This window comes from Mesorhizobium amorphae (assembly GCF_014843845.1).
Taxonomy (GTDB): Bacteria; Pseudomonadota; Alphaproteobacteria; order Rhizobiales; family Rhizobiaceae; genus Mesorhizobium; species Mesorhizobium amorphae_A.
This window is the reverse complement of sequence record NZ_JHQS01000046.1, coordinates 93,532-114,693: the sequence shown is the minus strand read 5'-3', so window position 1 is coordinate 114,693 and position 21,162 is coordinate 93,532. Positions and strand designations below refer to the sequence as shown.

At 63.3% G+C, this 21,162-nt stretch carries 19 protein-coding genes; 2 read left to right on the top strand and 17 right to left on the bottom strand.

Annotated elements, in window-relative coordinates; genetic code table 11:
• Positions 1 to 60 precede the first annotated feature (60 nt).
• The 6 genes from DH08_RS18195 to DH08_RS18170 all read right to left on the bottom strand — a co-directional run bounded on the left by DH08_RS18195 (position 61) and on the right by DH08_RS18170 (position 4,109).
• On the bottom strand, positions 61 to 1,023 hold the full coding sequence (locus DH08_RS18195) for a YncE family protein (RefSeq protein WP_192180637.1): 963 nt from the start codon (positions 1,021 to 1,023) through the stop codon (positions 61 to 63).
• 179 nt (positions 1,024 to 1,202) lie between these two features.
• Complete coding sequence (locus DH08_RS18190; protein ID WP_192180636.1) at positions 1,203 to 1,349, bottom strand: hypothetical protein; 147 nt, start codon at positions 1,347 to 1,349, stop codon at positions 1,203 to 1,205.
• 24 nt (positions 1,350 to 1,373) lie between these two features.
• On the bottom strand, positions 1,374 to 1,628 hold the full coding sequence (locus tag DH08_RS18185) for a GlsB/YeaQ/YmgE family stress response membrane protein (RefSeq protein ID WP_192180635.1): 255 nt from the start codon (positions 1,626 to 1,628) through the stop codon (positions 1,374 to 1,376).
• 105 nt (positions 1,629 to 1,733) lie between these two features.
• Positions 1,734 to 1,937, bottom strand: coding sequence for a hypothetical protein (locus DH08_RS18180; protein WP_192180634.1), 204 nt, complete (start codon positions 1,935 to 1,937; stop codon positions 1,734 to 1,736).
• Positions 1,938 to 2,010: 73 nt separating this feature from the next.
• Positions 2,011 to 2,631 (bottom strand): ribonuclease D, encoded by a 621-nt coding sequence (locus DH08_RS18175; RefSeq protein WP_192180633.1) that lies wholly within the window; start codon positions 2,629 to 2,631, stop codon positions 2,011 to 2,013.
• Positions 2,632 to 2,723: 92 nt separating this feature from the next.
• The gene (locus tag DH08_RS18170; RefSeq protein WP_192180632.1) at positions 2,724 to 4,109 is read right to left on the bottom strand and encodes a M20/M25/M40 family metallo-hydrolase; all 1,386 of its coding nucleotides are present in this window, start codon (positions 4,107 to 4,109) and stop codon (positions 2,724 to 2,726) included.
• Positions 4,110 to 4,555: 446 nt separating this feature from the next.
• Here DH08_RS18170 and polA point away from each other — a divergent pair, with 446 nt between their 5' ends.
• Complete coding sequence (polA, locus tag DH08_RS18165; protein WP_192180643.1) at positions 4,556 to 7,519, top strand: DNA polymerase I; 2,964 nt, start codon at positions 4,556 to 4,558, stop codon at positions 7,517 to 7,519.
• Positions 7,520 to 7,583: 64 nt separating this feature from the next.
• Here the strand turns inward: polA and DH08_RS18160 are convergent, their stop codons facing one another.
• The 8 genes from DH08_RS18160 to DH08_RS18125 form a co-directional block, all read right to left on the bottom strand.
• A complete protein-coding gene (locus DH08_RS18160; protein WP_192180631.1) occupies positions 7,584 to 7,988 on the bottom strand; it encodes a Fur family transcriptional regulator in 405 nt (134 codons plus the stop codon).
• Between the two features lie 219 nt (positions 7,989 to 8,207).
• Positions 8,208 to 9,254 carry an L-glyceraldehyde 3-phosphate reductase gene (gene mgrA, locus DH08_RS18155; RefSeq protein WP_192180630.1) on the bottom strand — a complete coding sequence of 349 codons (1,047 nt, stop codon included), beginning with the start codon at positions 9,252 to 9,254 and terminating at the stop codon, positions 8,208 to 8,210.
• 140 nt (positions 9,255 to 9,394) lie between these two features.
• Entirely contained in the window at positions 9,395 to 10,537 is a 1,143-nt protein-coding gene (locus tag DH08_RS18150) for a Gfo/Idh/MocA family protein (protein WP_192180629.1), read from the bottom strand.
• Between the two features lie 11 nt (positions 10,538 to 10,548).
• Positions 10,549 to 11,295: a sugar phosphate isomerase/epimerase family protein gene (locus DH08_RS18145; protein ID WP_192180628.1), complete on the bottom strand. Its 747-nt coding sequence runs from the start codon at positions 11,293 to 11,295 to the stop codon at positions 10,549 to 10,551.
• 44 nt (positions 11,296 to 11,339) lie between these two features.
• Positions 11,340 to 12,434 carry an ABC transporter ATP-binding protein gene (locus DH08_RS18140; RefSeq protein WP_192180627.1) on the bottom strand — a complete coding sequence of 365 codons (1,095 nt, stop codon included), beginning with the start codon at positions 12,432 to 12,434 and terminating at the stop codon, positions 11,340 to 11,342.
• Positions 12,435 to 12,439: 5 nt separating this feature from the next.
• On the bottom strand, positions 12,440 to 13,375 hold the full coding sequence (locus DH08_RS18135) for a carbohydrate ABC transporter permease (protein WP_192180626.1): 936 nt from the start codon (positions 13,373 to 13,375) through the stop codon (positions 12,440 to 12,442).
• On the bottom strand, positions 13,372 to 14,262 hold the full coding sequence (locus DH08_RS18130) for a carbohydrate ABC transporter permease (protein WP_192180625.1): 891 nt from the start codon (positions 14,260 to 14,262) through the stop codon (positions 13,372 to 13,374). Before DH08_RS18130 ends, DH08_RS18135 begins: the two co-directional genes overlap by 4 nt.
• 305 nt (positions 14,263 to 14,567) lie before the next feature.
• The gene (locus DH08_RS18125; RefSeq protein ID WP_192180624.1) at positions 14,568 to 15,824 is read right to left on the bottom strand and encodes an ABC transporter substrate-binding protein; all 1,257 of its coding nucleotides are present in this window, start codon (positions 15,822 to 15,824) and stop codon (positions 14,568 to 14,570) included.
• Between the two features lie 400 nt (positions 15,825 to 16,224).
• On the opposite strand from DH08_RS18125, the gene DH08_RS18120 reads away from it, so the two are divergent.
• Positions 16,225 to 17,268: a LacI family transcriptional regulator gene (locus DH08_RS18120; RefSeq protein ID WP_192180623.1), complete on the top strand. Its 1,044-nt coding sequence runs from the start codon at positions 16,225 to 16,227 to the stop codon at positions 17,266 to 17,268.
• Between the two features lie 98 nt (positions 17,269 to 17,366).
• Here DH08_RS18120 and gndA read toward each other — a convergent pair whose 3' ends face one another.
• The 3 genes from gndA to DH08_RS18105 all read right to left on the bottom strand — a co-directional run bounded on the left by gndA (position 17,367) and on the right by DH08_RS18105 (position 21,132).
• Complete coding sequence (gene gndA, locus DH08_RS18115; RefSeq protein ID WP_192180622.1) at positions 17,367 to 18,794, bottom strand: NADP-dependent phosphogluconate dehydrogenase; 1,428 nt, start codon at positions 18,792 to 18,794, stop codon at positions 17,367 to 17,369.
• 128 nt (positions 18,795 to 18,922) lie between these two features.
• Positions 18,923 to 20,563, bottom strand: a complete 1,641-nt coding sequence (locus DH08_RS18110; protein ID WP_192180621.1) for a copper resistance CopC/CopD family protein — start codon at positions 20,561 to 20,563, stop codon at positions 18,923 to 18,925.
• 53 nt (positions 20,564 to 20,616) lie between these two features.
• Positions 20,617 to 21,132 carry a YcnI family copper-binding membrane protein gene (locus tag DH08_RS18105; protein WP_192180620.1) on the bottom strand — a complete coding sequence of 172 codons (516 nt, stop codon included), beginning with the start codon at positions 21,130 to 21,132 and terminating at the stop codon, positions 20,617 to 20,619.
• Positions 21,133 to 21,162 lie beyond the last annotated feature (30 nt).

Genomic DNA, 21,162 nt, shown 5'->3' with positions numbered 1-21,162 from the left:
TCCTCAGCTTCATCCAACTCGCCTGCGCCATGTTATGGATGCGATGAATGTCGATTCAGCCTAGGGGCGCGTCAACTCCGGCTCGAGCCGCTGCGCTGCCCGCCCGATGATCGACGCCAGCGAATAAAACGCCAGCGTCTGCTCTTCGCAGGTCAACGCCACGACATTGTTCGAGCGGTCGATGTCGAGGCCCTTCGGACCACCTTCCTCGTCGCTGTTCCTGCCGCGCAGGAAGGTCTCGTCGTCGAGGACGACAAGCGAGCGCGACGGTGTGCGGCGTCCGCTCCAGCCGCCCTCGCTGTCATAGACGTGCAGCCTTGGACTGCCGGCGTCGGCAACAAGAACATGCCGGTCGTCAGCGGTGAAGCGCAGGCCGTGCGGGTAATTGGCGTTCTCGAGAATCCCGGCCGGCTCGGTGTCGGGTCCGAGCGGTCCCGACAGGCTGTAGACTTTCACATCCTTGGTGCCATGGCTGCTTATGGCGACCCACTGGCCGTCATGGCTGAGCGCGATGCCGTCGGGAATATCGAGGCCCCGTTTCAGCAGCACCTGGTTCCTCAACGCGCGATATCCCAGCCGCCGGTCGACGACATGACGGGTGACCCGGTGCGTATAGTTGTTGCAGACCAACAGGCTGGTCCGGCTGGGTGACTCCCGCCTGACTGCGATCGAACCGGGCGTCCTCAGCTTGCAGAACAGCCCGCTCTTGATCTGGCGACGCGGCGAGATTTCAAGGCTTCTGCCGGCAGGCTCTCCCGCCGGCAGCGAAAATATCCCAACCAGCCCGTCGCGATTGGCGACAGCCAGGGTCCGGTCGTCGATGAAATCGAGGCCATGAACCTCGCCGATGCAGTCGGATGTCAGTTCCATGTAATCATGGATCGTGACCTCGGGTCCATCGGAGGCTGGCTCGACCTCGATCCGCAGGATCAGGCAGCGCTTTCGCCCAAAGCCGGCGATGGCCAAGAGCCGGTTGTCGGGCGAAAAGCGTACATCTTCTGTGCGCCCGATTGCCGAAAGCACGGCTCGGACAGCATCGCTGGCCCTGAAGTCGATCCGGGATATCACCTGAGGCCTGACCTGAAGAGAGGAAGGAATGGAAGATGCCCGCTGCAGCCTTGGCTTGAGACGCGATGACAAGGCCTGATCCGCGGTTGTCCGGTCAAGCCGGCCTGCCCGATCGCGGCGTCAGTCCGGCGTGATCAATTTTGCTGGATCGAAATGCCCTTGTCGTCGATCTTCAGCTCCACGCCCTTCGGCCTGGTCTGCTCGCGATAGACATAGATGCCAAGGGCGATGACGACCACGACGAGCGCGCCGATGATCAAATAGAGCATGTTCTGTTTCATGGCGCGCCCTTTTGCTGTCGTGCGTCAGGCTCGTTTCAAGACCTTGACCACCAGCAACAGGATGATGGCGCCGATCGTGGCATTGATGATGGCGGCGAGGATGCCGCCGCCAATGGCAAAGCCGAGCCTGGGGAAAAGCCAGCCGGCGATGAAGGCACCGATAATGCCGACGACGATGTTGCCGACCAGGCCGAAGCCGAAGCCTGAGACGACGAGGCCGGCGAGCCAGCCGGCGATGGCGCCGATGATGATGAAGATGATTAGGCTTTCGATACCCATTAGTTCCTCCGAGCAACGGACGACGGCGGAGCGAAAGCCCCGAATCGGCCTCGATATCAACGACTTCAGGCTATGCGAAAGCAGCCGGCCCCGCCAGCGGCGGCGTCAGTCGTCGTCACTATCCTCGGAGGCCGGCCGCCAGCTCGTCGGTTCGACCCGCTTTTGCGTATCGCTGTCGATATAGGTCCACCAGGCTCCGTCGCGATACTGCGCGATGGATTCGTTGATCACGCTGTTGGCGTCTTTCCAGTAGACGGTAACCCTGGAACCGTCCGTCGGTGCGCTCGATATTGGCTTGCGGTCTGCCATGTCTTCCCCACTTCGAGGTCATCCCTCTTTGAGCTGACGGAACGCGGCCAGCGACGCCCTGGTTCCGGAGCCATCAGCTATGGGCGAAAATATCCTCTTCGGCCCAGCCCATCAGGTCGAGCTTGGCGCGCGTCGGCAGGAAGCGGAAGCAGGCGTCGGCCTCCTTCGTCCTGTTCTCGCGCGCAAGCCGGGCAGCCAGCACGTCGCGCAGCCGGTGCAGGTAGAGCACGTCGGAGGCGGCGTATTCGAGCTGCTCCGGCGACAGCGTCTCGGCTGCCCAGTCCGACGATTGCTGCGCCTTCGACAGGCCGATGCCGAGCAGCTCGTTGCAGATGTCCTTCAGCCCATGCCGGTCGGTATAGGTGCGGGTCAGCCGCGAGGCGATCTTGGTGCAGAACACCGGCTCCGGCATGACACCAAAGGCGTTGTAGAGCACTGCGAGATCGAAGCGGCCGAAATGGAACAACTTGGTGATGCCCCTGTTCCTGAGCAGGCTGACGAGGTTCGGCGCCTTCTTCTGGCCGGGTGCGATCTGGATGACGTCGGCCGAGCCGTCGCCGGGCGAGATCTGCACCACGCAGAGCCGGTCGCGATGCGGGTTCAATCCGAGCGTCTCGGTGTCGATGGCGACCGCCCCGACATTGTAGTGCGAAAGGTCGGGCAGATCGTTCTTGTGGAAGCGGATGTCGCTCATGGTCTTCTCCGGATCGCGGCGTGATCCCTCGTCGCCGCGATCCGCAGAAAAATCAACAGAAAGTTGAATTCACGCCATTCGTGATTCCCGCGTCAGCGCGTGAGCGCGTCGAGAATGCGGGCCCAGGAGCGCTGGCCTTTATGGAAGGAAGTGAGCTCGTATTTCTCGTTGGGCGAATGGATGCGGTCGTCGTCGAGGCCGAAGCCGACCAGCAGCGATTCGATGCCGAGAGAGGTCTGGAAATCGCCGACCACCGGGATCGAACCACCGCCGCCCGTCGTCACCGCCTGTTTCGCCCATTCGTCGGACAGCGCGTCCTTGGCCTTGGCCAGGAACGGCGAGTCATAGGAGAGCTGGATCGCCGGCGAGCCACCATGCGGGTGGAATTCGACCGAGCAATCGGCCGGAATGCGTTCCTTGACGAAAGCCTGGAAAGCGGCGCGGATCTTCTTCGGATCCTGCTTGTGCACCAGGCGGACCGACACCTTTGCCGAGGCTTCCGCGGCGATCACCGTCTTGAAGCCTTTTCCCGTATAGCCGCCAACGATGCCGTTGAACTCGGCCGTCGGCCGCGCCCAGGTCAGCTCGAGCACCGAACGGCCCTTTTCGCCGGCTGGGATGGAAAGTCCGACGGGGCCGAGGAATGTCTCGGCGGTCTCGCCGAGCGTCTCCCATGATTTCAGGATTTGCGAGGGCGTCTCCTCGACCCCGTCATAGAAGCTGGGAATGGTCACGCGGCCGTCCTTGTCATGGATGTCGGCCAGGATTTTCGCCAGGATGCGGATCGGGTTGGCTGCAGGGCCGCCATAAAGCCCGGAATGCAGATCGCGACTGGCCGCCTTGACCGTGATCTCCTCGCCGACCATGCCGCGCAGTGAAACACAGATGGAAGGCGTCTCGCGGTCCCACATGCTGGTGTCGCAAACCAGCGCGAAGTCGGTCTTGAGTTCGGCCCTGTTAGTGTCGAGGAACGGCTTCAGCGACGGCGAGCCGGATTCCTCCTCGCCTTCGAACAGGATGGTGATGCGGCAAGGCAGGCTGCCATGCACCTGCTTCCAGGCGCGGCAGGCCTCGACGAAGGTCATCAATTGACCCTTGTCGTCGGCCGACCCGCGGCCGGTGATCACCTTGTGGCCGGGCGCAATCTCCTTTACCGCCGGCGCGAACGGGTCGTTTTCCCAGAGTTCGATCGGATCGACCGGCTGCACGTCGTAATGGCCGTAGAACAGCACGTGCGGCGCCCCTGCCGGTCCTTCATGATGCGCCACCACCATCGGATGTCCAGGCGTGTCGCGCACGCTGGCGTCGAAACCGATCTGCTTGAGCTCGGCCACCAGCCATTCCGCCGCTTTACGGCAGTCGGCGGCGTAGCTTGGGTCGGTGGAGATCGACTTGATGCTGAGCAGGCCGAACAGCCGCTCCAGGCTCTGGTCGAGATTGCTGTCGAGACGATCGAGGACGGGAGAAATTCTGGACATTCATTGGCCTTTCGATTTTGCGCCGACCCTAAAGCGACGAGCCGAAAACGAAAAGCCGGGAACGTTGGACCAGCGCCTTTGCTGTTGGAAATGCCAAGATGGAAGGCAAAAGCTGAAAGGCAAAAAAGAGCCGCCGTGGTGGAGGGGGAACCACGGCGGCCTTTTACTCGAAACGTTGCGGCAGCCCGGAGAGGGGGGATAGGCTGCCGCAGGTGTCCGGGATAGGCGGGGGACGGGCCTTGCTCCGGACTTCGGCGAAAACTGCCGATAATGTGTATTTGGGTCCTTGAACGTGGCGATTCAAGGGCACCAAAATTACACTTTTGTAACATACTTGTGAGCGCCCGGCCCATCAGCGCCGGGTTCTGTCAGGGTATTGCCGGAACCGTTGACAGAAGCCGCCTTTGGCATGGACCGCGCAGCCGCGCCGCGCTATCCCTGCCGGCATGAAAAAAGGCGATCATCTCTTCCTTATCGACGGCTCCGGCTACATTTTTCGCGCCTATCACGCGCTGCCGCCGCTGACCCGCAAATCGGACGGTCTGCCGGTCGGCGCCGTTTCCGGCTTCTGCAACATGCTGTGGAAGCTGATGCAGGACGCCCGCAATACCGATGTCGGTGTGGTGCCGACGCATTTCGCCGTCATCTTCGACTATTCGTCAAAAACCTTCCGCAATGAGCTCTACCCCGAATACAAGGCCAACCGCTCGGCCCCGCCCGAAGACCTGATCCCGCAATTCGGCCTCATCCGCCAGGCGACCAAGGCCTTCAACCTGCCTTGCATCGAGATGGAAGGTTTTGAGGCCGACGACCTCATCGCCACCTATTGCAAGCTTGCGTGTGAGGCCGGCGGCGACACCACGATCATCTCCTCCGACAAGGATCTGATGCAGCTGGTTGGCGACACGGTCGGCATGTACGACCCGATGAAGGACCGCCAGATCGGCATTCCCGAGGTGGTCGAGAAATGGGGCGTGCCGCCGGAAAAGATGATCGATCTGCAGGCGCTGACCGGCGACTCCGTCGACAACGTGCCGGGCGTGCCGGGCATTGGGCCGAAGACGGCGGCGCAATTGCTGGAACAGTTCGGCGACCTCGACGGGCTGCTCGAGCGCGCCGGCGAGATCAAGCAGGACAAAAGGCGGGAATCGATCATCGCCAATGCCGACAAGGCGCGCATTTCGCGCCAGCTGGTGACGTTGAAGAACGACGTGCCGGTGGCCGAGGGGCTCGACGATTTCGTGCTGCATGCGCCGGACGGGCCGAAGCTGATCGGCTTCCTCAAGACCATGGAATTCACCTCGCTGACCCGCCGTGTGGCGGAAGCGACCGGCACCGAGGCCGGCGATGTCCAGGCCGTTGCCGTCACCGTCGAGCGCGCCGACACCGCGCATGGTCCCGATGTCGGCGCCGGCGCACCGGCAGCAGCCCCAAGCGCGGCGGGCGCCGGGACGAACGAAGCCGGAGCAGCGCCGGCTGCAGGCAAGGCGGAGGCGGCCAAGGCAGGCGATACCCCTTCCCTGCTCGCTGCCCTTCGCCTCGAAGCGGCTTCCGCCGCCAGGATCGACGCCGGCGCCTATGTCGCGATCCGCGACACGGCAACGCTGAAGGCCTGGCTGGCTGAGGCGAGAGAGACCGGGGTCGTCGCCTTCGACACCGAGACGACCTCGTCCGACCCGATGCTCGCCGATCTCATCGGTTTTTCGATGGCGATTGCGCCCGGCCGCGCCGCCTATGTGCCGCTCGCCCATAAGAGCGGCGCCGGCGACCTGCTCGGCGGCGGAATGCTGGAGAACCAGGTCCCCATCCGCGAGGCGCTTGCGCTGCTAAAACCCCTGCTTGAGGACCGATCGGTCCTCAAGATCGTGCAGGACGTGAAATACGACATCGTCGTCATGAGCCGCCATGGCGTCGACGTCGCGCCCTTCGACGACACCATGCTGATCTCCTACGTGCTCGACGCCGGCACCGGCCACCACACCTTGTCGGCTCTTTCCGACAAATGGCTCGGCCATGCAACGACCCCGCTCAAGGATCTCGCAGGCTCCGGAAGAAGCTCCGTCGGTTTCGAGCAGGTCGACATCGACAGGGCGACCGCCTACGCCGCCGGGCACGCCGATGTGGCATTGAGGCTGTGGCAGGTGCTGAAGCCTCGGCTCGCCGCCAAGGGGCTGGTTTCGGTCTATGAACGGCTGGAGCGGCCGCTGGTGCCGGTGCTGGCCAGGATGGAACAGCGCGGCATCTCGGTCGACCGCCAGATCCTGTCGCGGCTCTCCGGTGAGCTGGCGCAGGGTGCGGCACGGCTGGAGGAGGAAATCTACGGCCTCATCGGCGAACGCATCAACATCGGTTCGCCGAAGCAACTGGGCGACATATTGTTCGGCCGCATGGGCCTGCCGGGCGGTTCAAAGACCAAGACCGGCCAATGGTCGACTTCGGCGCAGCTGCTGGAAGACCTCGCCGCCGAAGGCCACGAATTGCCGCGCAAGATCGTCGACTGGCGCCAGCTCACCAAACTGAAATCGACCTATACCGACGCGCTCCCCGGCTTCATCCATCCCGACACCAGGCGCGTGCACACCTCCTATGCGCTCGCCGCGACGACCACAGGCCGGCTCTCCTCATCCGATCCCAATCTGCAGAACATCCCGGTGCGCACCGCCGAGGGGCGCAAGATCAGGACCGCCTTCATCGCCGACAAGGGCCACAAGCTGGTTTCGGCCGACTACAGCCAGATCGAATTGCGCGTGCTTGCCCATGTCGCCGAGATCCCGCAACTGACGCAGGCCTTTGCCGACGGCGCCGACATCCACGCCATCACCGCCTCGGAAATGTTCAACGTGCCGGTCGAAAGCATGCCTTCGGAAGTGCGGCGCCGCGCCAAGGCGATCAATTTCGGCATCATCTACGGCATTTCGGCCTTTGGTTTGGCCAACCAGCTGTCGATCCCGCGCGAGGAAGCCGGCGCCTACATCAAGAAGTATTTCGAGCGCTTCCCCGGCATCCGCGACTACATCGAGGCGACCAAGGCCTATGCCCGCGAACATGGCTTCGTCGAAACGATCTTCGGCCGCCGCATCCATTACCCGGAGATACGATCGTCGAATCCTTCGATCCGCGCCTTCAACGAGCGCGCCTCGATCAATGCCAGGTTGCAGGGCACCGCCGCCGATATCATCCGCCGCGCCATGGTGCATATGGACGAGGCGCTGGAGAAGGCAGGGCTTTCCGCCCGCATGCTGCTGCAGGTGCATGACGAGTTGATCTTCGAGACGGTGGAGGCGGAAGTCGAGGCGACGATCCCGGTCGTACGCCGGGTGATGGAGAACGCGCCGATGCCGGCGGTCTCGATGTTAGTGCCGCTGCATGTCGATGCGCGGGCCGCCAACAACTGGGACGAGGCGCATTGAAGCGCCGAAGCCAAGGTGTGTTGAGATTCAGGTCAGGGTGGCATCACCTGAATATCAATACACCTTAGGCAGCCTCAGCCAGGCACTTGGCACACGTCCCGCGGAACTCGATCACCGCCTTCTTCGCGGCGAAGCCGGTCGAGCGCACCCATTCGTCGAGCCGGTGGTCGACATCGTGGTCGGACATTTCCGTCACCTGGCCGCATGTGTCGCAGATAGCGAAAGCGGTCATCGAATGGCTGTGGTCGTGCGGCTCGGCGCAGGCGACGAAGGAGTTGAGGCTTTCCAGCCTATGCACGAAACCGGACTTCACCAGCGTGTCGAGCGCCCGGTAGACCTGAAGCGGCGCGCGAAAACCGCGCTCGCGAAGCAGGTCGAGCAGCGTATAGGCGCTGAGCGGCCCGCTGGCGGCCTCGAGTTTTTCGAGCACGCACAGCTGGTTCTTCGTCAGCACATCCCTTGCCGCCATGGTCCTGCTTCCAATCATTCCTTGCCGCTCGCACGTCATTTCCGCATGCGGGCGGTCTCAATTCCACTGAGATAGCGACGAACCGGCCTTTTTGCCACTGTTTCCGTCATCTCCATCTGGTGCCGGCACGGCGAAGAAGCCCTGAGAACAAGCGCATATGAAGACGGCGGGAATGTTCCCGCCGTTTTTATATTTGCCGGCTTTGTATTCCGGCGCTTGCTACTTCCTTGGCGGGCCCTTGCGCTCGGCCGAGGCCGCCCACAGATTGATGTCGGCCTCGCGCGCATAGGTATCGATTTCCGCGAGTTCCGCGTCGCTGAAGTCGAGCGCCTTCAACGCGCCGACGCAATCCTCGACCTGTTCCGGTCGGCTGGCGCCGATCAGCGCCGAGGTCACCCGGCCCTTGCGCAGCACCCAGGCCAGCGCCATCTGCGCCAGCGTCTGGCCGCGGCGGCCGGCGATCGCGTTCAGCGCCTGGATGTTGGAGACGCTCTTGTCGTTGATGAAGGCGGGCCGCAGCGACTTGCCCTGAGCAGCGCGGCTGCCGTCAGGGATACCACCGAGATATTTGTCGGTCAGCATGCCTTGCGCCAGCGGCGAGAACACGATCGAGCCGACACCAAGCCCTTCCAGCGTGTCGAGCAGCCCGTCCTCCTCGACCCAGCGGTTGAGCATCGAATAGCTCGGCTGATGAATGAGGCAGGGCGTGCCGAGCTGCTTCAATATGTCGGCCGCCTCGCGCGTGCGCTGCGAATTGTAGGACGAGATGCCGGCGTATAGCGCCTTGCCCGAGCGCACCGCGTGGTCGAGCGCGCCCATCGTCTCCTCCAGCGGCGTATCGGGGTCGAAACGATGCGAATAGAAGATATCGACATAGTCGAGCCCCATCCGCTTCAGGCTCTGGTCGAGGCTGGCCAGCACATATTTGCGGCCACCCCATTCGCCGTAGGGACCTGCCCACATCTCGTAGCCGGCCTTGGTCGAGATGATCATCTCGTCGCGATAGGCGGCAAAGTCGGTGCGCAGGATTTCACCGAAGGCGGTCTCCGCCGAGCCGGGAGGCGGACCGTAATTGTTGGCGAGGTCGAAATGCGTGATGCCGAGGTCGAATGCCTTGCGCACGATGGCCTGCTTGGTCTTGTGCGGCGTGTCGTTACCGAAATTGTGCCACAGCCCGAGTGAGATGGCCGGCAGCTTCAGGCCGGACCGCCCACAGCGGTTGTAGATCATTTTCTCATAGCGGTTTTCGGCGGCGACATAGGGCATGGGGAATATCCTCGATATCTGAAACGGACCGGGCACGGCCATCGCATGCGCGATGAGCAGGCCCCGCACCCCACCCTTTAACCTCTCCCCGGGAGAAGGGGGAGAGGGGCAAAGTCAAAATTATCGATAATCGCTGCGGCCTACTTCTTCTTGGCCATCAGTTCCTTCGCCTCCTTGACGCCGAGAGCCGCCGGCCGCTCGCAGGTGGTCTGCATGGCGACGAACTTGCCGGTCTCGCCGGAGCGCAATATGCCGGTCATGACATCGACGGCATGCAGGGCCAGCTCCATCGAGCAGCGGTGCGGCCGACCTTCGGCAATTGCGATCGCCATGTCGGCAAGGCCGGCGGTGCGATAGTTGGCCATCATGCCTTGTCCGTGCATTTCATTGGGAACGCCGAACGGATGCTTCCATTTCGGCAGTTTCTTGACCGGTTTGGCCGCTTCGGTGAGACGCACGTCGCCGCCGAAGAAATTCGGATCCGGCACGAACACCGTGCCCGCCTCGCCATAGAGCTCCATCGGGGCATGGCCGTGGCTCCAGACGTCCCAGCTGGTGTTGAGCGTGATGACGGCGCCATTCTCGAACTCCAGCAGGCCATGGATGGTCGTCGGCGTGTTGACCGGGATCTTTTCGCCCGCGCGCGGCTTCGACGAAATCGTCCGCTCCGTCGCCGGGATCGAAGCGAACGCCGCCACCTGCTTCACCGGCCCGATCAGTTGGATCAAATTGGTGATGTAGTAGGGTCCGATATCGAGCACCGGACCTGCACCCGGCTGGAAGAAGAAGTCCGGATTGGGATGCCAGTGCTCCATGCCGTGGCCCATCACATGGCAGGTGCCGCTGGTGATCTTGCCGAGCGCGCCGGTGTCGATCAGGTTGCGCACAAGCTGGTGCGCGCCGCCGAGGAAAGTGTCGGGTGCCGAGCCGATGCGCAGCCCCTTCTTCTCCGCCCGGCTCTTCAGGTCGAGCCCTTCCTTGATCGACAGCACGAACGGCTTTTCCGAATAGACGTGCTTGCCCGCTTCGAGGATCTGCTTCGACACCTCGTAGTGCACAGCCGGAATGGTGAGGTTGACGATGATGTCGATGTCGTCGGCTTCGAGCAGATCGTCGACGGTCTCGGCGCGCAGCTTGAACTCCTTCGCCCGCGCCTTCGCCGCGTCCATGTTGATGTCGGCGCAAGCACGCATCTCGATGCCGCGAAACAGCGGCGCCAGCGAGAAATACGCCTTCGAGATGTTGCCGCAGCCGATGACGCCGATACCCAGTTTCTTTGCCATGATGATTGTTCCTAGTAAGCCTTGACGGATGCGAGCGAGCGGCGGGCGAAGCGTTCGATGTCGTTGGGGTTGTCCTGTTCCATGACGTAGTACTTGGCGACGCTCTTGGCGCGCAAGGCCTTGATCAGCCCGGCCCAGTCAATGGTGCCGTGGCCGACATCCGACCAGCCGTCCTCGTCCAGCCCCTCGCCTGGCTTGGCCATGTCCTTGACATGGACTGCGCTGATGCGCTTGCCGTGCTTTTCGATCCAGGGCAGCGGATCGACGCCGCCGCGCACCACCCAGGCGACGTCCATCTCCCAGCCGATGTCGGGCGCCGAGGACAGGATATGGTCCTGCGGCACCGAGCCGTCGGCAAGCGTCTTGAATTCGAAATCATGATTATGCCAGGCAAAGCCGTAGCCGGCCTTTTGCGCCGTCTCGCCGACCTTGGCGAGCCGCTCGCCGAAGCCGCGCCAGCCGGCGGCATCGGCCGGCCTCTGCTCGGCGAGCAGATAGGGGCAGATGACGAGCGTGATGCCGAGCGCGTCGGCTGTTCTGCGCACGCCGTCGAAATCGTTCTCCAGCGCGTCGATCGAAAAATGCCCGGTCGGCATCGAAAGCCCGTTCTTGTCGAGTTCGGCGCGGAAGGCCTTGGGATCGTCATAGACGCCGCCGAACCCTTCAACCTCCTGGTAGCCGAGCTTGCCGAGTAACTCGAGCACGCCGGTCCAGGGCTGAAAATTGCGGGCGCTGTAAAGTTGGAATGACCAGTTCATCGTCTCTGTCCGTTTTCTCTTGGGGGGATGGATCTTGGGAGAAGTTAAAGGCGGTTGCCGGTTTGAGCGTCGAAGAGCGAGGCCCGCATCGGATCGAAACCGATGCTGACCGTGTCCGTATTGTTCGGCGTGCGCTCCGAGGTCACCCTGACGGTGAAGTTCTGCTTGCCAAGCTTCAGCCAGACCAGCGTATCGGAGCCCATCGGCTCGACGACCTCGACATTTGCCGTCGCCGTGAACGGCCAGCCTGCGCCGCTGTTGAAGGCAACATGCTCGGGGCGCATGCCGAACACGGCCGGCCCCGGCGTTGGTTCCTTCTCGAAGGCGTAGGTCGCGAGCGGGATGCGCACGTCCTCGAAGGCGAACTGCCAGTCGCTGCCCACCTTCTCCAGCCTGCCATCGATGAAGTTCATCGCCGGCGAGCCGAGAAAGCCGGCGACGAAGCGATTGACCGGGCGGTTGTAGATGGTCTGCGGCGCGTCGAGCTGCTGGATGACGCCGCCCTTCATCACCGCGATGCGGTCGGCCAGCGTCATCGCCTCGATCTGGTCGTGGGTGACGTAGATCATGGTGTTCTGCAGCTTGCGATGCAGCAGCTTGATTTCGACGCGCAGTTCCGCTCGCAACTTGGCGTCGAGGTTGGAAAGCGGCTCGTCGAACAGGAAGACGTCTACGTCACGCACCAGCGCCCGCCCGATCGCCACGCGCTGGCGCTGGCCGCCCGAGAGCGCCGACGGCTTGCGCTGCAAAAGCGGCTCGATCTGCAGGATCTCGGCGGCGCGCGCGATGCGCTTGTCGATCTCCTCCTTGGGCAGACCGGCGACGCGCAGGCCAAAGGACAGATTCCGCTCCACCGTCATTTGCGGATAGAGCGCATAGGATTGGAACACCATGCCGATGCCGCGGTCCTTGGGCTCCTCCCAGGTGACGTTCTTGCCCTTGATGAAGATGCGGCCCTCGGAAATGTCGAGCAAGCCGGCGATGCAGTTGAGCAAGGTCGACTTGCCGCAGCCCGACGGCCCGAGCAGCACGATGAACTCGCCCTCGGCGACATCGAGATTGAGCGTGTGCAGCACCGAGATGGCGCCGAAACTCAGCGACAGGTCCTGGATCGAAACGCTGGTACCGTTCTGCGCCATATCCACTAGCCTTTCACCGCGCCGGCGGCGATGCCGCGCACGAACCATCTTCCGGAGACGAAGTAGATAATCAGGGGCACCGCAGCCGTCAGAATGGTGGCCGCCATGTTGACATTGTACTCCCTCACGCCGGTCGTGGTGTTGACGATGTTGTTGAGCTGCACCGTCATCGGCCAGTTGGGCCGCCCTGCAAACACGATGCCGAACAGGAAGTCGTTCCAGATGCCGGTAACCTGCAGGATGACGGCGACGACCGTGATCGGCACTGACATCGGCAGCATGATGTGGAGAAAGATGCGCCAGAAACCCGCGCCGTCGACACGCGCTGCCTTGAACAGCTCGACCGGTATTGCCGCGTAGAAATTGCGGAACAGCAGCGTCAGGATGGGCATTCCGAAGATCGTATGCACGATGATAATGCCAGGCAGGGATGCGAACAGCCCGACCGAGCTCAGTCCGATGATCAATGGATAGATCACCACCTGGTAGGGCACGAAGGCGCCAAACACGAGCAACCCGAAGAGCAAATTGGCGCCCTTGTACGGCCAGAAGGTCAGCGCGTAACCGTTGATCGACGCGCAGATGATCGAGATGACCACGCTGGGCAGGGTGATCTTCACCGAATTGTAAAACCCTGGACTGAGGCCGTTGCAGTCGCGACCGGTGCAGGCATGAAGCCAGGCGTCGGCCCAGGGCTGAAAGGTGGGCTCGCTTGGAAGGTTAAAAAGATGACCCAGCCTGATCTCCGGCATGCCTTTCAGCGATGTGACGATCATGATGTAGACCGGGATGAGGAAGAAGAGAGCCGCGACGACCAGGAAAGCATAAAGGCCGATGCGGCCTGCCGATATCCGACGCGGTTTCGGCCCGATGGGCCCCACGCCGGCCTGATCCTGTGCTTCCTGGACAGGCTGAATTGCGGTGATCTGGCCGGCGGTCATGCGCTCGCTTCCCGATTTCGCCGCCACAGTAGAATTCCGCCGAAAGCCAGCACGACCAGGACCGGCAGCAGCATCATCGTTGCCGCCGCCATGCCCTGGCCGACGTTCTGGCGGACTGTGATGAGCTGGATGACGTAGACTGCCGGCATGGACGTGGAGATGCCGGGACCACCGCCAGTCATGGCAATAACCAGGTCGTAGACGCGCACCACGCCTACGCACTGGAGAACGAAGGCGGTGGCGAAGGCACCCTTCATCATTGGCGCCACGATGGACATGTGCGTGCGCCACGTCGGGATGCCGTCGACCCTCGCCGCTTTCCAGATCTCCTCATCAACGCCGCGCAGGCCGGCAAGCAGGATCGCCATCGTCACGCCCGAGCCCTGCCAGATGCCCGCCACGACCAGCGCGTAGAGCGCGGTGTCGGCATCGACCAGCGGGGCGAAGCTGAAGCTCGACCAGCCCAGGTTGCGGAGCGCCGCCTGCAGGCCGAGGTTGGGGTCGAGCACCCATTGCCACACGAGTCCGGTGACGATCAGCGACATGGCGAAAGGATACAGGAAGATCGAACGGAACAGGTCCTCCTGGCGGATGCGCTGGTCCATGAAAACGGCGAGCAGGTAGCCGAACACCATGTTGCAGGTGATGGACATCAGGCCGAAGAACCAGATGTTGTTGACCGAGACGAGCCAGCGGCTATCGGCCCAAAGGCGCCTGTATTGCGCCAGGCCGACGAAATCATAGGTGGGGAACAGCTTCGAACTGGTGAAAGACCATAGCACCGAGAAGCCGATGCCGATCACGAACACGCCGACGGCGACGAGGATCATCGGTATCGTCCCGATGACGGCGGGCAGGTGAAATCTGCGCCTCCAGCTCTTCTGCATCGTCCGTCTTTCTCCGCTTCCACCGACACTCTAGGGCAGTCTGCCGACGTGAAAGTCAGCGCTGTCCGAACGACCGGGCTCCGAACCGCCGCGACTTCTCGTCCTGCCATTGTCAGCCCGTCGCCGAGAAACAGTTTCTTCTCTCGGTCGGGACGCGACCGAGGCGCCGCCGCAAGGGCGGCGCCTCTGGATGCTGATCGGTTCCTAAAGCATGATCCCGAAAAGTGGGTACCGGTTTTCGGAAAAGATCATGCTCAAACAAAAAGATAGAGCCCCATCCCGATTCTATCGGGATGGAACAGGCTCTAGTCGGAGTTACCGATGATGGTAGAAAACTTCGCAGTGGCGTCGTCAGCGGTCATGGAGTCGTCCGCGAAATATTGCGAGACGAGCTCATTGATCTGCTGATTGGTGTTCTCGGTGATGAAGCGGTTCGTGGCAGTGACGATGTTGGACGGGTTTTCCACCGCTTTCAGGGACTTCTGCATGCACGGGTCGGCCGTCGACATGTCGACATCGCCACGCACGGGCATGGAACCCTTGGCGTTGTTGAAAGCGACCTGAACCTCCGGGCTGATGAGGAGCGCCGCAAGACGCTTCTGCGCTGCTTCGACGTCCGGATTGTCCTGCTTGAAGAAGACGATGATGTCGCCGTCGGTGCTGACCACCGGCTTGTCCTCGTTCAGGCCGATCATGCAGCCGAAATCCTTGACGCCGGTCATGCCGGCGGCTGCGAACTCGCCGCGCGCCCAGTCGCCCATCACCTGAAGTCCGGCCTTGCCGGTGATCACCAGGTTGGTGGTGTCGTTCCAGTTGCGGTTGGCATAGCCGTTGTCGGTGAACTGCTTCAGGGTCCGCAACTGCGTGAAGACGCCTTTCATCTCGGCGCCGCCGGCAATTTCGGCGCTCTTCTTGGTGTACATCTCGTCACGTTTGGCAACACCGAGAGCCTCGGTGACCATGTCCTGGAACAGCAATTGAATCTGCCAGCCGTTTCCGTCGCCGCCGATGGCGAAGGGAATGAGGCCCGCCTCCTTGATCTTCGGCGCGGCCGCAATGAAATCGGCCAAGCTCTTCGGCTCCGGCACGCCCGCTTTCTCGAAGACCGGCTTGGAGTACCAGGCCCAGTAATTCGAATGAATGTTGACCGGAACGCACCACCAGTGGCCGTCGACGAGGCAGGCGCTGCCGATTGCCTTCGGGCGAATGACCTCATCCCACTTGCCGGCGGTCGCGACGTCCGTGAGATCGAGCAGCTTGCCGCCCGAAATCAGTTCCTCGTACTGCCGGCCGGGATTGAACTGGGCCGCACCGGGCGGATCGCCGCCGAGCACGCGCTGCATGACGGTCGAGCGGGCGGTTTCGCCGAGTGCGACGGCGCTGTCCACCCACTTGTCGCCGTGGCCGTCATTGTCAAAGGCCTTTGCGAACTGCGAGACCGCCGCCGACTCGCCCTTCGACGTCCACCAGTGAATCACTTCCAGATCGGCCGCGGCCGCCGGACCGGCGAACTGCAGCGCCGCCGTCGCCGCCAGCGCGGCAGTCAAGAGTTTAAATCGCATTTCGGTTCCTCCCAGAATCTGAAACGTTACAGATTTTCGATACGGCAATTGCGGGACGTGCGCAACCCCTCGCGCAAAAGCAGTCCAGATATTTTTCGAGCTGCGAACAAAATCCTTCCGCCAGCACCCCATTGTGCATCGCAGCACGCAAAGTTGCACCGCAAAACAACGAAAGCTGGCAAAGAATTCGCCTGAAAGGTGTTCTCCGCTAATTTCCAATGGTTTTCTGTCCCGGCAGCACAGCAGACCCAAGCTGGCCTGCCGCAGCCGCGCATGTGTCGCTCGTGACAATCTGTAACGTTTCAGTGTATTGAGGTTTCGCCAGGTGGAAGTCGCGCTATCGCGGCCCGGCGATTGCCGGACTGCCCGGCAACTGCTATGCGCCTGACGGGCGGGACGAATGGACAGGGATCAGACAGACAGGGACGACGAGGCGTCGGCGCACGAGCGCCCGACGCTGAAGACGCTTGCCTTCATGACCGGGCTGGGCGTCACCACCGTATCGCGGGCGCTGAAGGACGCGCCCGAGATCGGCGCCGAGACAAGGCGCCGTGTCCAACTCGTCGCCAGGCAGATCGGCTACCGGCCCAACCGCGCCGGCGTGCGCCTCAGAACCGGCAAGACCAATGTCATCAGCCTCGTGCTCAACACCGAGCGCGAGATCATGAGTTTTGTCTCGGATATCATCTACGGCGTCTCGGAAGTCATCGCCGACACGCCCTACCACCTGATCGTCACGCCCTACTCGCGCTCACAGGATCCGCTGGACCCGATCCGCTATCTGGTGGAAACCGGCTCCGCCGACGGCGTCATCATTTCGCGCACGCAACCGAACGACCCCAGGGCCCGCTACATGCTGGAGCGCGGCATCCCCTTCGCCACGCATGGCCGCACCGATATGGGGCTGATCCACCCCTACCACGACTTCGACAATTATGCCTTCGCGGCCGAAGCAGTGCGCCATCTGGCCGGCATCGGCCGCCGCAGGCTCGCTCTGCTGACACCGCCCGTCGGCCTGACCTATCACGGCCACACGGTGAACGGTTTTGCCGATGCGCTGAGCGAGGTCGGCGCCAGCGAGGTGCCGTTCAACACCGTTTCGATCGACCATTCGATCGAGCAGATCAGGACGCGCACCGCGCAGCTGATGCGCCGCGACGACAGGCCGGACGGCTTCGTCAGCAGCGCCGCAGCCGCGACGCTGGCCATCGTCGCCGGCATCGAGGACGCCGGCTTGAAGCTAGGTCGCGACGTCGATGTCGTGTCGAAACAGTCGTCCGACCTGCTGCATCTGTTCCGGCGCGAATTGCTGGTCGTCAACGAGAACTTCCGGCTGGCCGGCTCCGAACTCGCCCGCTCGGTGCTCGGCTTGATCGGCGGCGCCGCCCCCGGTTCCTTGCAGAGCATGAGCCTGCCTGGCGAGGTTGTTGCCTATCGGGGTTAGAGCGATTCATCGTTTCAGGGAAACGTAGAACCGCTCTATCCGTTTGTTTAAAAGCAATTCCGGACGGAAAACCGTTTCACACTTTTCCTGGAATTGCTTCAGCCAGCCGCACCGCTGCCCCACGGGCCATGGAAGGCACCCTGCTCGCCGATGCGCTCGAAGCCATGCGCGCCGAAGAAATCGCGCTGCGCCTGGATCAGGTTCGAGGTGCCGCGGCCCTGGCGATAGCTGTCGAAATAGGCGAGCGCCGAAGACAGCGCCGGCACTGGCGCGCCAGCCTCGGATGCTCGCGCAACGATGCGCCTGAGGGACGGATGCGCCTCCTGCATCATGGCGATGAAGGCCGGCGCCATCAAAAGGTTGGTGGAAGCGCCGCCGGAGCCGAAAGCCTCCGCCATCGTATCCAGCATTTGCGAGCGGATGATGCAGCCGGCCCGCCAGATCTTGGCGATGGTCGGCATCGGCAGGTTCCAGTTGAACTCTTTTGACGCGCCGCTCATCACCGCGAAGCCTTGCGCATAGGCGGCGATCTTGCCGGCGAACAGCGCCAGTTCAAGGTCCTTGAGAAGCGCGGCTTTGTCGCCGGAAATCTTCGTCACGCCGGCATTGCCATAGGCTTTTTCCGCCGCCTGCCGCTCGTCCTTGATCGACGACAGCACGCGCGCCGCCACCGCGGCCTCGATCGCGGTGGCCGGAATGCCGAGTTGCTGCGCCTCGATGACCGACCATTTGCCGGTGCCCTTCTGGCCGGCGCGGTCGAGGATGATGTCGACCACCGGCTTGCCGGTCTTGGGATCGTCGGCGGCCAGCACCTTGGCGGTGATTTCGATCAGGTAGGAATTGAGCCGACCCTTGTTCCAGTCGGCGAAGACAGTGCCGATCTCCTTCGGTCCCATCCCGAGGCCGTCACGCAGGATGCCGTAAATCTCGGCGATCATCTGCATGTCGGCATATTCGATGCCGTTGTGGATGGTCTTGACGAAATGGCCGGCGCCGTCGGTGCCGAGCCAGGCAGCACAGGGTTCGTCCCTGAACTTGGCGGAAATTGCGACCAGCACCTTTTCGACGCGCTTCCAGCTCTCTTCGGTGCCGCCCACCATGATCGATGGCCCGTGCCGTGCGCCCTCCTCGCCACCGGACACACCCATGCCGATAAAGGTGAGGCCGGAGCCGTTGAGCTCGGAGAAGCGCCGCATCGTGTCGCGGAAATTGGCGTTGCCGGCATCGATGACGATGTCGTTGTCGGACAGCACGCCGCGCAGTGCCGCGATCTGTTCGTCGACCGGCTTGCCGGCCAGCACCATGATGATGATCGGGCGCGGCGGCCGGATCGCGGCGGCCAGCTCCTCCAGACTGTAACAGGGCACCACCATGTCCTTCAGCGCGCCGGCGCTCTCGACAAAGGCGTCGGTGCGCGCCGCGGTGCGGTTGAAGACGGCGATGCGGTGCCCGTGCTCGGCGATGTTGAGCGCCAGGTTGGAGCCCATCGTGCCAAGGCCGATCAGGCCGATTTCGGCTTTTTCCATCGTTTCTTCCCTGCTTTCGGATCTTTTGTTGAGGCCGCGATTTTGGGGGGACGCCCCTATTCCCGTGATGAATGACGGGCCTTCGCGGCGGCGTCAACCGCCTCGCCGAATTGTGTCCGCCAGACCGCTTATTCCGCTCTGATATCGATCGGCGCTTCGATCTTCACCATCTCGAAGTCCGAGACGAGGATGTCGAGCCGCGCCGTCCACCGGCCGGGGACGGGAATGACGAGATCATCGACACGCCAGCTGCCATCACCGGGCTTGGTCGCCGGTCGCTTGATCGGCTCGATGCCGGAATCGGGCTTCGACAGCACCAGCGTCACTTGCTTGGCGTCGAGCGGGCCGAAATCGCCGGTCATGATCACCATCGAGGCGATGACCGGCCCGGCATGGCCGGGCGTGATGCTGAGGTCTGCCATCGCCTTCAGCGTATGGATATGCACCGATGCGGGCTGCGCGGCGGCGATCGCCAGCGCGCGCGGCGGCGGCGTGAAACGCCAGCCGGCGGCGACGGCGAAGATGGCGAGCACGATCAGCACTTCGGCGCCGATCGAGCGGACCAGCCGTCGCTGCACCTCGGTCGCGCCGGCTTCGGCGGGCGCGGTGAGCGTCCAGCGGTTGACGGTGGCGAGCGTGAACAGAAAGAGCAGCAACACCAGCTTGACCAGCAAAAGCCGGCCATAGCCGGTGTTGACCAGCGCCGCGGGCGTCTGCACCTGGATGACGGCAAGCACGATGCCGGCGGCGGCGAGCACGGCAACGACCGGCAGGATCGCGCGGGAAAATCGCCGCAGGAACGGCCCGGCCTCTCCCGATTGCCACCGCACCGCAAGGCCGAGCGGCGCCAGCGCGCCGGCCCAGAACGCGATGCCAACACCGTGCAGGAACACCATCGGCCGCGTCAGCCATTGCGGTTCGGCGGCACTGGCATGGCCGCTGGCGGTGAGCGCGGCACCGACGCCGGCCAGCCCGGCAAGAGCGAACGTTTTTGCGCCGATGCGCGGCCCGGCCAGCGACAGCAGGGCCAGCCCAAGCGCCATCAGGCCGATCAGCACCGTCCAGCCGAAGCTGGTGCCGAATGCCGTGCGCCAGACCACCGGCTGCGCCAGCCCGGCGAGCGACGCGCCGAGCGCGTCCAGCCCCTGCAAGCCGAGCGAAACCGGCGCGGCGACCAGCCCGGCGAGGAGCGCGGCGATGACGAAGCGCCGGCCGCACCGCCCGCTCTCGGCCAGCCAGGCAAGCGCGAAGGCACCGCCGACGCCGAGAAACAGGCCGATGTAGAGAAAAACCTTGCCGAGCCAGATCGCCGAGCGCAAATCCCAGTCGACCGGCTCGGCCGCCACTGGCGGCGTGCTCGGCGCGCCGATGGAAAACAGCACCGAGCCGCCGACCGGATGACCGTCGGTGGAAATCACCCGCCAGCTCAGCACATGCGTGCCGGATTTCAACTTCTGTGGATTGTCGATGGCGACGGTCTGGTCGCTCAGGCGAAAGGAAGTCAGCGCAACCGATGTGCCGTCGGGCCGCACAAGCGTGAGCACCAAAGGCGACACCGGCTCGCTGAAGGTCAGCGAAAATTGCGACGGGCCTTGCGCCAGCACCGCGCCGTCAACGGGATCCGTTTTGACCAGCGCCGCGTGGGCCAATGCCCGCTCCGGCAGGCCGAGAACCACGAGCAGCACAAGGACAGCCAGTAGCCCAACGGCAAGCCGGCCGGCACGCTTGCCGGATATGCACATCGTCCTGCCGAAGAATGCCGCGCTCATGCAACCGCCATGAAGACAGCGGCGCGCTCTTTCGAACGCGCCGCCCGAGAAGGTCATTTCTTCGGCAACAGCTTGAGGCCGGGCGCCGGGTTCTCCAGCGCGTCCTCATCCTGCCCGGCCGCCGGAATCTCGATCCAGCGCTCGGCAGCACCCTCGCATTCCTGAACCACCGGGAAGTACAGCGTCTCGCCGGCCGGCAGGTCCGCCGCCAGCGTGCCACGGAAGACGAACTCGTCGTAGAACTCGTCCGGCAAGCTGCCGCCGCTCCAGTCGACTTCCTTGACGCCTGACGTCACCGCCTCGCCATAGAGCTGGTAGGATTTTTCGTACCTGCCTTGCTTGGTCTGCAGCGTCCAGCCGGGATTGGGCATCGGCTTGACCGAAATCACCCCTTCCGGGATCTGCACTCGCACGGCGGTCGTCGCCTTGCCCTCGCAGCCATGCGGGACGCGCAGGACTGCCTTGTAGGTCGAACCGACGGGCGCTTCCTGGGTTTCGAGCGTGATGTGGGCGAAGGCAGCACTTGTCCCGATGAAAAGCGCCCCGGCGGACAAAAGATATTTGTTCATGATGGTCCCTCTGATTCTCAAAATTTGTGG